The organism is Planctomycetota bacterium, assembly GCA_026387035.1.
Taxonomy (GTDB): Bacteria; Planctomycetota; Phycisphaerae; order FEN-1346; family FEN-1346; genus JAPLMM01.
The window spans coordinates 1-12,186 of the sequence record JAPLMM010000247.1; the positions used below are offsets into that span (position 1 = coordinate 1).

Genomic DNA, 12,186 nt, shown 5'->3' on the forward strand with positions numbered 1-12,186 from the left:
AGCGCGACCGCCAGCCCGCGCGCCGCGCCTTCCGTAACAGTTCTGGAACCGGCAAGCGAGAACATGAAACGGAGCCTCGAAAAACCTACCCCAGACGATTATACGGCCGCGAGGCCGACCCGCAAGCAAATTGGGTTCCCCTGGCTGTTGGGGTGTGGCCGCAAATAGTGGCACGTCGTCGAGGCCGCTTTCAAATCCGTGTGTGGCACGGCGGGCCTTGTCCAGCCGTGCGTCCCGGTGCGCCGGGACCGCGCGGGGCGTAAAGCCCCGCGCTACAAAGACCTAACGTTCGCCGGAAAATCTAGTCACACCCCGCCTGTTGCGAAAGGCGTCCCGCTCTGCTATTATGGGACTCCGGTTAGTACTACTACGCTGTGTTCTTAACCGCAGCCCAGAGGGCCCCTTTCTTACATGGGGAGAACGCAGAGAACGGCCGTCAAGGGGTCAAAAGGAAAAATGGTAGCGCGGGGAATAAACCCCCGCGCTACGGCTTGTGGCTGAGGAACAGCGTCCGGCCCAGGCCGGGGCACGCGGTGTAAGTTGTGAAGAAAATCTTATCTCTGCGCTCTCCGCGATCTCTGCGTTGAGATAGCGTTGTAGAATTAGGGGTGTCGCATTCCACTGTCGGGGAGCGGTCAATGGATCTGATGCGCAGCGTAAAACGTTCGTTCTGGCGCGGGCTGGCCGCCCTCGTGCCGAGCCTCCTCACGCTCGTCGTCCTCGTGCTCGGCCTCTCGTTCGTCTATCGCTACCTCGGCCAGCCGGTCAATACGGCCATCATGCACGTCGTGCACTGGGTGTCCGGCATCCCCCTCGGCGAGTACGATGCCGCGGGCGTGCCGACGGCCGGCAGCGTGCTGGCCTGGTACAGCCAGTACTGGATGTGGTGGCTCGGCCCGGTCGGGTCCATCATCGGCCTTGCGGTCGGCGCGTATTTTCTGGGGACGTTCATCGGGAACCGGCTGTTGCGGTTCGTGGAATCGTGGCTCGTGCACGTGCCGCTGCTCCGGCGGATTTATCCGGGCGCGAAACAGGTGTCGGAGTTTTTCTTCTCGGAGCGGGCGGGCGAGTTTCGCCGCGTCGTCGCCGTTGAGTACCCCCGCCGGGGCCTCTGGTCCATCGGATTTGTCACGGGGCGCAGTTTCCGCGCCCTCTCGGAAAAAACCGAGCAGGAACTCCTCACGGTCTTCGTGCCGACTTCCCCCACCCCCGTGACGGGCTATTGCGTCTCGGTTCCCCGCCGCGAGGTCATTGACCTGCCGATCACCGTGGATGAGGCGTTCCAGTACGTCATTTCCGGCGGGATGATCATGCCTCCCGCCGAGCGGATCGAGTCGCTCTCGGTGGCCCTCAGCGTCACGGCCGAGGAAGCCCGCGCCGTCATCAAAGGCTCCGTCGGCGAGGCGGAAACGAAAAAGCCGCTCCCGGCGGACGAGCCAGAGGGTCTCTAACAGAATGCCGCCGCGTACCGGCGGCGAGGGACAAAGAGACAGAGGGAAAATCCGAATGGCGAAACTCGAATGACGAATCAATTCCGAATGACGAAATCCGAACTGCGCGCCTCCGTTTCATCATTCGGATTTCGGAATTCATTCGACATTCGGATTTCGTCCTTCGTCATTGACGTGTCTTTCGTCCCTCCGTCCCCGGCAGAGATGGCGGGATAAGGTTTTGTTAGATGCAACGGAAGGTCTCTGACACTTTATCATGGCAGGAGCAACCCCATGTACGTCGGACGCATCGTCGCCGTCGGCCGCACCCCCAACGGAAACAACGCCGTCATGTACCGCGTCTCGAGCCGCTCGTTTCCCAATCGCCGGACCGTCCGGACGCCGCGCGGCCTGGCCATCGTCCCGCGCGAAGGCCACGAGTCCGACCTCTCGAAGAACCCGTACATCGCCTACAACTGCGTCCGTGTGGCCCAGGGCGCGGGGCGCGTGGTGGCCGTCGCCACGAACGGTTCGCAGACCGACCCGATTGCCGAGAAGATCGCGAGCGGCATGAGCATCCGCGACGCGCTCGCGGAGTCGCTCATCGTCCTGGACTATGAGAAGGACGATTTCAATACGCCGCGAATCGCCGTCGCTGTCGCCCGCGGCGCCGCCGAAGGGTGGGGCGGCATCGTGCGGGCGGACGGCCTGCACGTCCGCTCCTTCGCGTTGGAGGCGGGCAAGGCCTTCTATTTCGCCACCTACGAGGTGAACGATCCGCGGCCGGATTACTCGAGCGACTTCGAGGCCGAAACCGCCCAGGAAGCCGCCGAGTGGATCGTCTCCGGCGGCGCGTTCGCTCGTCTGGAGAAGCCTGTCTGCTCCGCCGCGGCCGTCGCGACGGCCGACGGCTTCGACCTGGCCGGCTTCACGGTGGAGGCGTGACCATGAGGTGGATGCGGTCGGTCGCTTTCCTGGTGATCGTGTGCGCAGGCCTGATGCTTGCGGCCAAGGCGAACGGCTCTTCGCCGTCCGAGGGGGTGAGCGACGCGCGCTTCGCGCGCCTGGCGCGCGGCATCAATCTCTCGCACTGGTTCGCCCAGTCGCCGCGCGGCAACTATAGCCGAGAGCATCTCACGACGTACAACACCGAACGCGACCTCGACCTCATCGCCCGGATGGGCTTCTCACACGTCCGCCTGACGCTGAATCCGAAGGCCGTGAGCGACGCACCCGAAAGCCTTCCCTTCCATGCCGAACGCCTCGCGCTGCTCGACGCCGCCATCGCGGGGTTCCTTGCGCGCAACGTCGCCGTCGTCGTGGACCTCCATCCGGACGACGATTTCAAGACCCCCCTGGCGAAGGACGACGCGGCAGTCGAGCGGCTCGTCGCCTTCTGGCGGGCCTTGGCCGCCCATCTCGCCGGAACCGACCCCGAACGCGTCTTCTTCGAGGTGATGAACGAGCCCGTCATTGCGGATGCCGCCCGATGGAACGCCGTCCAGAAGCAAGTCCTCGCCGCCATGCGCGCGTCGGCCCCCCGCCACACGCTTATCGCCACGGGGCCGCGCTGGTCGAACGTGGACGAACTGGGGAAAGTCGAGCCCGTCGCCGACACGAACGTCGTGTACAACTTCCACCTCTACGAGCCGCACAACTTCACCCACCAGGGCGCGACCTGGGGCGCGGACTTCTGGCGACACTTCAAAGACGTGCCCTATCCGGCCGACCCCGAGGCCGTCGAGAAGATACTCCCTGGCATCGCCGACGAAAGGGCGAAGCAAATCCTCCGGCGCTATGGCGAAGAACGCTGGAACGCCGACAAGATCGAGGCCCTTGTCGTCCGCGCCGCCGAATGGGCCAAAGCGCACGGCGTACGCCTCACGTGCAACGAGTTCGGCGTGTACCGCAAAGTTTCGCCGCCCGAGGCGCGCCTTCGCTGGATCCGCGACGTGCGCACCGCCCTGGAAAAGCACCATATCGGCTGGGCCATGTGGGACTACGCGGGCGGCTTCAGCGTCGTCGTCGAGAAAGACGGACGCCGAGCGCCCGACCCCGCAACTCTCGACGCCCTCGGCCTCAAAACGCCTGTCTGAGCGGCCGGCGCACCGAGTGCACCCGAGGGCAGAGGCGTCCGCGGCCGGGCGAAGATGGGAATTTGCTTGCCCGCCCCGGCCGAGCGACCTAGACTTCCCTCGCCGCGCCATCGCCTTCGCCGGCCGCTGTGGCCGCGAACGATCGGCCGTCCGCATTCCTCACCCCTGCGACGGCTCCATGTGAGGGCTGCTGCCGATGTGTATCCGGATTCTTGTCGGGTCCCTGGCTCTCGCGTCGGTGATGGCAGGCTTGCTCCAGGCGGCCGAACTCGACCCGCGCTACATGCCCCTCTCCGAAGTTCGGCCCGGCATGACCGGCGTCGGCAAGACCACGCTCGTCGGCTCCGAGATCACCGAGTTCGAAATCGTCGTCCTGGCGGTCCTCAAGAACGTCTCGCCGGGGCGGGATCTCATCATGATCCGCTGCCGCGGCGCGGGGCTCGAGGAGACCGGCGTCGTCGCCGGCATGAGCGGGTCGCCCGTTTACATTGAGGGCCGCCTCGTCGGCGCCGCGGCCTATGCGTTCCAATGGAGCAAGGCGCCGATCGTCGGCGTCCAACCCATCGAGCAGATGCTCGAGGTGGCGGACCGCTCGCCGCCGGCCGATCGGCCGCCGAGTGCCCGGCGGGCCGACGCGGATCCGGCCGTCTCGATTCCCGCTTCGGCGCTGGGCGACGCGCCCCCTGCGGCCTCCGGCCGCGAAACGTTCCAGATGCGCTCCATCCGCACGCCCCTGATGGTCAGCGGCGCGTCGCCTCGGCTGCTGGCCCACCTGGGCGAGCAACTGGCGCCCTTCGGTCTGGTGCCGATGCAGGGCGGGGCGGCCCCCGCCGACCTGGCCGCCGGCGCCCGCCTCGAACCGGGCGCCCCCTTGGCCGTCAGCCTCGTGCGCGGCGACATGGACGTGACGGCCATGGGAACCATTACCGAGGTGGCCGGCGACCGGGTGTACGGTTTCGGGCATTCGTTGATCGGTCTCGGCGAGGCCGACTATCCCCTGATGACGGGCGTGGCCCAGACGGTCGTGCCCTCGCTGGCCGCCTCGTTCCGCCTCGGTGCGCCGGCCAAGGAAGTCGGACGCCTGCTGAGGGACGAGGAGACGGCGGTCTTCGGCCGCCTCGGCGACGAGCGGGCCCCGATGGTGCCGCTCCGCGTGACGGTCCGCGGCCCCGGCGCCGGCGACGAGCGCTCGAGCCGCTACGAAGTGATCCGCCATCGGTTGTTTTCGCCGATCCTGGCGAGTGCGATGACGCTCAACAGTCTCCTGGTGCGCTCCGAATGGCCGATCGACCACACGGTCGCCTATCGCGTGGCCGTCAAGCCCGTCGGCCGCGACCCGATCGTCCGCGAGAACTTCGCCGTTTCGCCCGACGGCGCCATGCGCGTGATGGCCCAGGTCCGCAGCATCGTGTCGCTCCTCATGGAAAACCCCTTCGAGCCGCTCACGGTCGAATCCATCGACGTTTCGGCCGACGTCGAGCCGAAGTCGCGCCTCGCCGCGATTGAGACGGCGCGGCTCCTGACGAACGCGGTGCGTCCCGGCGGCGCCGTCGCCGCCGAACTTCGGATCCGGCCGTGGCGCGGCGAGCCTTTCTGGATGCCCCTCTCCGTCGCCGTGCCCGGGGACTATCCGGAGGGCGCCTATCGGTTGACCTTCTGCGGGGCGGACGAGGCCCTGCGCCAGGAGGCCCGCGAGACCCCCGCCCGCTTCACCCCGCGCGACCTCGAAGGCTTGCTGTGGGTTCTTCGGCACGACCTCGCGCGGAACCAGTTGTTCACGCGGCTCGAGGCGCCCGGCGAGGGCCTGGCCGTCGGCGACGAGGAGTTGCCCAACCTCCCGCCGTCCATGCGCGCCATCCTCTCGGACGCCGCCCGCCTCCGCGTCGCCGGCCTCCGCGGGTCGCGCGTCTCGGCCCAGGCGGTTCCGTGGGTGCTGTCCGGGGAGGCGAGTCTGGAGGTCACGGTGGATCGTCGCGCGCCGGAGTAGGGTCCGTCCGCGCCGCACGGTTTTTTTCGTGGAGGTCGAGATGACACATCGGCGAATCGGGTTGGCCTTGACGGTCCTCGCGCTGGCCGCGCTTGGGGCGCCGCCCAGCGAGGCCGCGACCAAAACCTTCCTCGAAACCAACCAGGAGGACTTCGCCGAAGGCAAGGCCGACGGCGTCGTCTGGACGAGCCTCGGAACGCTGCGCCTCGGCCGGGCCCTCGACAGCCTCCTCGACGAAACCAAAGGCGTGGATTACGTCGCCAAGATCGCCGAGGCCCCCGACGGCGCCCTCTTCGCCGTCACCGGCGGCGCCGGACGCGTCTATCGCATCGACGGCGACAAGGTCGCCCTCTACGCCACGCTCCCCGACAAGTTCCTCTTCTCCTGTGCCGCCGGTCCGGACGGCGTCCTTTACGTCGGCTCCGGCGGCACGAAGGGACGCCTCTGGCGCCTCACGCCCCGGAAGGAGGGGGAGCCCAAGCAGGAAGTCCTCTTCGAGGACGAGAAGGTCAAGTACATCTGGGATCTCGTCTGCCTGCCGGACGGCGCCCTGGCGGCCGCCACCGGCGACGAAGGCAAACTCCTCCGCATCAACCGCGACGGCAAGAGCGAAGTCCTCCTGGATAGCGAGGAAAAGCATCTCCTGTGCCTCGCCCTGGCGCCCGACGGCGCCCTCTACGCCGGCTCGGACGGAGCGGGCCTCGTCTATCGCTGGGCCGACAAGAAGGCCTTCCTCCTCTACGACGCCGATGAGCCGGAGATCACCGGCCTGGCGCTCGACGCCGACGGCAACCTCTACGCGGGCGCCTCCAGCGGCACAGGCGGCCGGGGCGGCGGCGCCGAAATCCCCGCCGGGACCACCACCATCCGAATCTTGCCCGTCCCCGAAAGGGGGCCGGAGGACGCCTTCTCAACCGACGAGCGGAACGTCCCGCCGGGGAAGAAACTCCCAAAGGCCGCGCCCGAGCAAGATCCTTCCGGAGAACCCGAGTCGAAAAGCGCTGACGTCTCCGGCGAGGCGCCCTCCGAGACGCCCCCGGCCCCGCAGCCGATCCAGTCGCTTGCCGAAAAGTTGCAGGAGGCCATGCTGGCCGCTCGACGCACGGCCGCGAAAATCTCCGTCGGCGGTCCCGGCGGCGGTGTCGGCAACCGCGTCTATCGCATCACCCCCCGGGGCATCGTCACCCCCATCTTCGAGGGGCCCGACCAGATGATTCTCGCCCTCGCCGTCGCCGGCGGACGCCTCCTGGTCGCCACCGGCCGCAAAGCCCACATCTACGAGGTCGCGCTTGCCGGCGAACCCGAGGATGCCTGCGTCGCGGGCATGGACCCGAAACAGGCGATGGCCCTGGCCGTCACGCGCGGCGGGCGGGTCGTGGTCGGCACGGCGTCGCCGGGCCGGCTCTACGGCCTGTCGAAGGGTTTCGCCCGCGAAGGGACCTTCACGAGCCAGGTCCACGACGCCGGCGGGTCCGCCACCTGGGGCGCGCTGGACTGGATCGCCCGGACGCCCGCCGGGGCGCAGGTGCGCCTCGCGATGCGGACCGGCAACGTCGGCGACCCCGAGAAGGGGCTGTGGTCCGACTGGTCGAAGGACCTTGGGGCTTCGCCGGCGGCGATTCCGAGCCCCGCCGGCCGGTACATCCAGTTCCGCGTCACGATGCAGACGCGCGACGACGCCGTGACGCCTACCCTCGAACAGTTCGAGGCCGCCTACCTCCGCGCCAATGAGCCGCCCAGGATCGCCTCCGTCGGCGAGCAGGCGCCGCTCCCGGCGCGCCGGGACGTCCAGGCCCAGGCGATGGAGCGCCTCCGCCAGACGATGCAGGCCCGCGCCCGGTCGAGCGGCGACTCGACCCCGCCGCCGCAGCCTCAGCCCGCGCAGCCCCAGGGACCCCAGCCGGTCCGCCTGCTCGTCTGGCAGGCGACCGACCCGAACGGCGACCGCTTGACCTTCGACCTCTACTTCCGCGGCCAGGGCGAACCCACCTGGATCCGACTCGAAAAAAACCTCGTCCAGCCTCAGTTCCCCTGGGACACGAGCACCGTCGCCGACGGCTGGTACGAGATCAAGGTCGTCGCGAGCGACCGGCTCGACAACCCCGCCGACGCCGCCCTCGAAGACGCCCGGGTGAGCGACCCGATCCTCATCGACAACACGCCGCCGCTCATCGAGAAGGTCGGGACGGAGGTGCGAGGGGGCGAGGTCACGGTGCGCTTCGTCGTCCGCGACGCGACCAGTTGGATCACCGAGGCGGCCTACGCGGTGGATTCGGCCGAGGACTGGCACGCCGTCGGCCCGGCGGACGGACTGTTTGACAGCCCGCGCGAGGAGATCCGCTTCGTCGTCCGCGACCTGGCGAAGGGACCCCACCGCCTGGCGATCCGCGCGAGCGACAAGGCCGGCAACATCGCCCGCGCCGCCGCCACCGTCACCGTCAAGGAATAGAAAAATACCCCTGGGCTATTTTTCGGGGGACTCAGGGGTTGCGGAACGTGGTCAGGAAGACCGCCGACCGCGGGCCGTGGGAGGTGAACGTCAGCCGGCGCGCCGAATCGCCCGTCACCTCGAACCGAATCTGGAGGTGGTCCTTCGGAAGAATCTCCGGCGCCCGGTCCGCCCACTCCAGGGCCGCCACCCCGTCGCCTTCGAGCATCTCCTCCGCGCCGATGCCCTCCAGGTCCCGCGCGCCCGCAAGGCGATAGGCGTCCAGGTGGTAGAACGGCAATCGGCCGTCGAGGTACTCCCGGCAAAGGACGAAGGTGGGGCTGGTGACCTCGCGCGCGGCCGCGGCGCCGAGTCCCTCGGCGACGCCTTTCGCGAAATGCGTCTTGCCGCTCCCGAGTTCCCCGACCAGCGCGAGGCAGTCACCCGCCTGGGCCGCTTGCCCGATCCGCCGACCGAACGCGACCGTCTCCTCGGGGCTTTGCGTCTCGATGGTCCAGGTGTCACTCACTTGGTCACCACTTGGCGCCGGTTATACTGGGTGGTACTGGCGGCTTGTCCGCCAGTGCGCTCACCGGAAATGCTCCCAACCGCGCGGCTCCAGCGGATCGCGCCGGCCGCCGGGGCGGACGAGCGTGACCTCGCGTCCCGCGGTCACGCGTCCGATGCGCGAGAGGGGAACGCCTTCGAGCGGATTCTTCGCCGCCAGCCGCTCGCCGTCCTCCGGGCCGACCGCAAAGAGGAGTTCGAAATCCTCGCCGTCCGAGAGGGCGTGCTCAAGTGCGGGCCGGCCGTCCGCTTCCGCCAGTCGCCTCGCATCGGCCGAGATCGGAACGGCCTCGGCCTCGACCTCTGCGCCGACGCCGCTCTCTTCGCACAGATGCCCGAGGTCCGTCGAGAGGCCGTCCGAAAGGTCAATCATCGCGTGGAGCATGACCGTCCGCGCGAGGATCCTCGCCTCTGCCACGCGCGGGACGAACGAAAGATGCCGCCCCACGACCGAGCCGCCGAGTTCTCCCGTCACGAAAAGCCAATCTCCCGGCTTCGCGCCGGAGCGCCGCACCGGCTCGATGCCGTCCGCCCGGGCGACGAGCGCCGTGCCGACCGAGAGCGGCCCGGAGCCGCTCACAATGTCGCCGCCGACGATCGGGCACGCGAAGCGTTCGGCGGCGTCGGCCAGGCCCCGGCAGATTTCTTTCGCGAACGCCATGTCGCGGCTGTTTGGCAGAGCGACCCACGCCACCGCACAGACAGGGAGGGCGGCCATCGCCGCCGCGTCCGACAGGCTCACCGCGAGGGCCTTGTAGCCGACCTGGCGCGGCGTCGCCTTCTCGAGGTCGAAGTGCGTCCCCTCGACGAGGGCGTCCACCGTGACGAGGCACTCGGATTCGCCCGCGAGGCTGACGATGGCCATGTCGTCGCCCGGGCCGAGCGGCACCGCGCGCGGGTCGAGGCGCGTCCGGTCCCGGATCCAGTGGATGAGCCGCCACTCGCCTTTGTCGCGCAACATGAATCTTCTCGCGATTCTACATCGTCCGTATTGTTTGGAGCATGGCCCGTGGTCCGGCAAGTGACTGAGTAACTGGGTAACTGAGTGACGGAGGCGGCGCACGGGCGGTGCTGCTTTTCATGCTTTTCGCCTTTTCACGGAGCGGATAAGGCCGCTCAAGATAGCGTCTACTTCGTGTGAGAGGTCGCGGACCTCAGTCAGCGCGGTTCCCTTTAGCCACCCGAGCCGCCTCGCCAATTCCGCGTGGGTTTGAAGTTCGAAAAGGCTTCCTCGTGCCACTTCGAGGAAACGGCGAAACTCGGCCTTTCGCCCCCGGCCGAAACCTTCGGCGATGTTTGCAGCCACACTCGTTGCCGACCGCCGCATTTGGGAAACGAGTCCGAACCGCTCCGACTCGGGAAAGGTTTCGGTCGCTCGATAAGTTCCTTGCGCCAGCGTCATCGCCTTCTGCCAGGCCGCCAAGTCGCGGTACGTCCGTATGTCGGTGGCCGGCCGCGCATTCATAGGACCTCGGCGCCTCCTCAGTTACTCCGTCACTCCGTCACTCAGTTACTCTCCTCAGATGAACTCCGCGAGATAAGAGAACGCTTCCTCGGCCACCTCGCGCGCCTGGGCTTCGTACGGATACAGTTCCACGGTGATCCAGCCGTCGTATCCGGAGTCGCGGAGGGCCCGGAGCGCCTTCGGGAAATCAATCGCCCCGCGTCCGGGCACGAGATGCTTGTGCTCGCGCGACGGCGCGATGTCCTCCAGGTGCACGTGGCGGATGTGCGGCGCGAGCCGATGCGCCGCCTCCGCCGGGTCCACGCCCACGCAGTAGAAGTGGCCGATGTCGAAGTTCAGCCCCAGCCGCCGATGCGAAAAGCCCTTCAGCAACTCCTCGAACTCTTCCGGCCGCTCGATGAGGAGGTGCGGCTCCGGTTCCACGAGGAGGTCCACGCCGCACTCGTCCGCCAGCGGCAGCACGCGCGCCAGACCATCCCGATAGAGCGCCAGGGCCTCGGAGCGGCTCATGCCTTCCGGGAGCGGCCCGCCGGGCTCCAGGCTGAGGCTCGGCGCCCCGAGGTCGCGCGCGAGAAGGATGCAGTTCTCAGTGTGCTCGACGCGCACCTCGCGCGCCTTTTCGTCGGGCTCGATCCACGACGGATGATAAGTGTCGCCCACGGCGAAGAGCGTGAACGCATTTAGATTGGTCAACGCGAGGCGCAGTTTCTCCAGGAGCGCCCGCACCCGCTCGATCCGCCGCGCGTCCATGTCGCGCGGATAGGCGTGCGGCACGTCGGCCAGGATCTCGACGCCGGCGTAACCGCACTCGGCGATCTCGCGCAGGCTCTCCTCGAGGCTCGTCTGCTTGAACGCGTTGGTGCTGAAGGCCAAATTCATGGTTTCCGGGCATCCTCCGGTCCGTCCGTCCCGGCCCGGGCCGCGAGTGCGGCCTGCATCACCGATTGCCCGCGGACCACGAAAAAGAGGATCCGGTTTCCCTTTTTCACCTGGACGAGGAGTGCCCCGAGCGTCTCGATGTCCGCGACTCGGTAGCGGTCCACCTGGACGATGACGTCGCCGGCGCGGAGGCCGGTGGCGGCGGCGGGGCTGTCCGGCTCGACGCCCGCCACCAGGAGCCCGCGGTCCACCGCGAGGCGCATCGTCGCCGCCAGGTCCGGCGCGAGCGCCTGGAGGTCCAGGCCGAAGAGGGTCTTCGCCAGGCGTGCGCCGTCCGGCTTCGGGGCCTCGACGAGGACGATTTCCATTTCGTGCGCGGTTTCTCCGCGGCCGACGCCCAGGCGGATCGAGTCGCCCGGTTTGCGGTCGAGGATGAACGTCTCCAGTTGGATGGCGTCTTCGACGGCCTCGCCGGCGACGCTCACGATGCGGTCGTTCGCGGTAAGGCCGGCTTTGGCGGCGGGCGACCCGCGGTCCACCGACGCGACGACCGCGCCCGGACAATCCGCCCGGAAATGGAGCCCGAGCCAGGCGGCTCCCGGGCGCCGCATGCACAACAGGCCGATCATGATCTCCCGGACGCGGTCCACGGGGATGGCGAACCCGAGGCCCTGGGCCCCCGCGCGGATGGCCGTGTTGATGCCGACGAGTTCCCCGCGGATGTTGAGGAGGGGCCCCCCCGAGTTGCCCGGGTTGATCGGCGCGTCGGTCTGGATGAGGCCTTCGTACTGGAAGTTCGGCGACGGCTGGATCGTCCGCCCGAGGGCCGACACGACGCCCGTCGTCACCGTGTGCTGGTAGCCGAACGGGTTGCCGACGGCGATGACCGTCTCGCCGATCATCAGGTCGGAACTCGTGCCCATGGGGATGGCCGCCAGGGGTTTGTCGGAGTCGATCTTGATAACGGCGAGGTCGGCGGCGGGGTCGGCCGAGACGAGTTCCGCCTTCTTCTGCGACTCGTCCGCCAGGGTGACGATGATCTGGTCCGCCTGCTGGACGACGTGGGCGTTCGTCACGATGTATCCGCGCGGGCTGATGATGACGCCGGAGCCCAGGCTGTTCTTGACGTAGCGCTGGGGCCGGAAGAGGTCGCCGAACTCACGCTTGAAGACGTCCGGCAAGTCCATCCCCAAAAGGGGGCTGAATTGCTGGACGACGACCTGCGTTGTCGAGATGTTGACGACGCCGGGAGCGGCCCGCTCGACGGCCCGGACGACGGGCGTCCGGCGGTCGGCCAGCGCGTCGGTGGGCGGCGCGGCGGCGGGCGCCGGCGC

At 68.4% G+C, this 12,186-nt stretch carries 10 protein-coding genes; 5 read left to right on the top strand and 5 right to left on the bottom strand.

The features are described from left to right. The first annotated feature begins 638 nt into the window (after positions 1 to 638). From NTX40_09275 to NTX40_09295, 5 genes are all read left to right on the top strand, one after another. On the top strand, positions 639 to 1,451 hold the full coding sequence (locus NTX40_09275) for a DUF502 domain-containing protein (protein MCX5649268.1): 813 nt from the start codon (positions 639 to 641) through the stop codon (positions 1,449 to 1,451). A 273-nt stretch (positions 1,452 to 1,724) separates the two neighbouring features. Further along, the gene (locus NTX40_09280; protein ID MCX5649269.1) at positions 1,725 to 2,375 is read left to right on the top strand and encodes an IMP cyclohydrolase; all 651 of its coding nucleotides are present in this window, start codon (positions 1,725 to 1,727) and stop codon (positions 2,373 to 2,375) included. 2 nt (positions 2,376 to 2,377) lie between these two features. Further along, the gene (locus NTX40_09285) at positions 2,378 to 3,526 is read left to right on the top strand and encodes a cellulase family glycosylhydrolase (protein ID MCX5649270.1); all 1,149 of its coding nucleotides are present in this window, start codon (positions 2,378 to 2,380) and stop codon (positions 3,524 to 3,526) included. 196 nt (positions 3,527 to 3,722) lie between these two features. Next, on the top strand, positions 3,723 to 5,513 hold the full coding sequence (locus tag NTX40_09290; GenBank protein ID MCX5649271.1) for a hypothetical protein: 1,791 nt from the start codon (positions 3,723 to 3,725) through the stop codon (positions 5,511 to 5,513). Between the two features lie 40 nt (positions 5,514 to 5,553). Next, complete coding sequence (locus NTX40_09295) at positions 5,554 to 7,962, top strand: WD40 repeat domain-containing protein (protein MCX5649272.1); 2,409 nt, start codon at positions 5,554 to 5,556, stop codon at positions 7,960 to 7,962. 31 nt (positions 7,963 to 7,993) lie between these two features. Here the strand turns inward: NTX40_09295 and tsaE are convergent, their stop codons facing one another. The 5 genes from tsaE to NTX40_09320 all read right to left on the bottom strand — a co-directional run. Continuing rightward, the gene (gene tsaE / locus NTX40_09300; protein MCX5649273.1) at positions 7,994 to 8,470 is read right to left on the bottom strand and encodes a tRNA (adenosine(37)-N6)-threonylcarbamoyltransferase complex ATPase subunit type 1 TsaE; all 477 of its coding nucleotides are present in this window, start codon (positions 8,468 to 8,470) and stop codon (positions 7,994 to 7,996) included. 60 nt (positions 8,471 to 8,530) lie between these two features. Then, positions 8,531 to 9,469: a thiamine-phosphate kinase gene (thiL, locus tag NTX40_09305; GenBank protein MCX5649274.1), complete on the bottom strand. Its 939-nt coding sequence runs from the start codon at positions 9,467 to 9,469 to the stop codon at positions 8,531 to 8,533. A gap of 117 nt (positions 9,470 to 9,586) precedes the next feature. Then, the gene (locus NTX40_09310) at positions 9,587 to 9,973 is read right to left on the bottom strand and encodes a four helix bundle protein (protein ID MCX5649275.1); all 387 of its coding nucleotides are present in this window, start codon (positions 9,971 to 9,973) and stop codon (positions 9,587 to 9,589) included. 54 nt (positions 9,974 to 10,027) lie between these two features. Beyond that, the gene (locus tag NTX40_09315) at positions 10,028 to 10,852 is read right to left on the bottom strand and encodes a sugar phosphate isomerase/epimerase (protein MCX5649276.1); all 825 of its coding nucleotides are present in this window, start codon (positions 10,850 to 10,852) and stop codon (positions 10,028 to 10,030) included. Next, positions 10,849 to 12,186: trypsin-like peptidase domain-containing protein (locus tag NTX40_09320; protein ID MCX5649277.1), on the bottom strand; the 1,338-nt coding region annotated here is incomplete at its 5' end. The genes NTX40_09315 and NTX40_09320, both read right to left, overlap by 4 nt.

Coding starts and splice junctions, on each gene's coding strand:
- NTX40_09275 (MCX5649268.1), top strand. CDS start 639: ATGGATCTGATGCGCAGCGTAAAACGTTCGTTCTGGCGCGGGCTGGCC.
- NTX40_09280 (MCX5649269.1), top strand. CDS start 1,725: ATGTACGTCGGACGCATCGTCGCCGTCGGCCGCACCCCCAACGGAAAC.
- NTX40_09285 (MCX5649270.1), top strand. CDS start 2,378: ATGAGGTGGATGCGGTCGGTCGCTTTCCTGGTGATCGTGTGCGCAGGC.
- NTX40_09290 (MCX5649271.1), top strand. CDS start 3,723: ATGTGTATCCGGATTCTTGTCGGGTCCCTGGCTCTCGCGTCGGTGATG.
- NTX40_09295 (MCX5649272.1), top strand. CDS start 5,554: ATGACACATCGGCGAATCGGGTTGGCCTTGACGGTCCTCGCGCTGGCC.
- thiL (MCX5649274.1), bottom strand. CDS start 9,469: ATGTTGCGCGACAAAGGCGAGTGGCGGCTCATCCACTGGATCCGGGAC.
- NTX40_09310 (MCX5649275.1), bottom strand. CDS start 9,973: ATGAATGCGCGGCCGGCCACCGACATACGGACGTACCGCGACTTGGCG.
- NTX40_09315 (MCX5649276.1), bottom strand. CDS start 10,852: ATGAATTTGGCCTTCAGCACCAACGCGTTCAAGCAGACGAGCCTCGAG.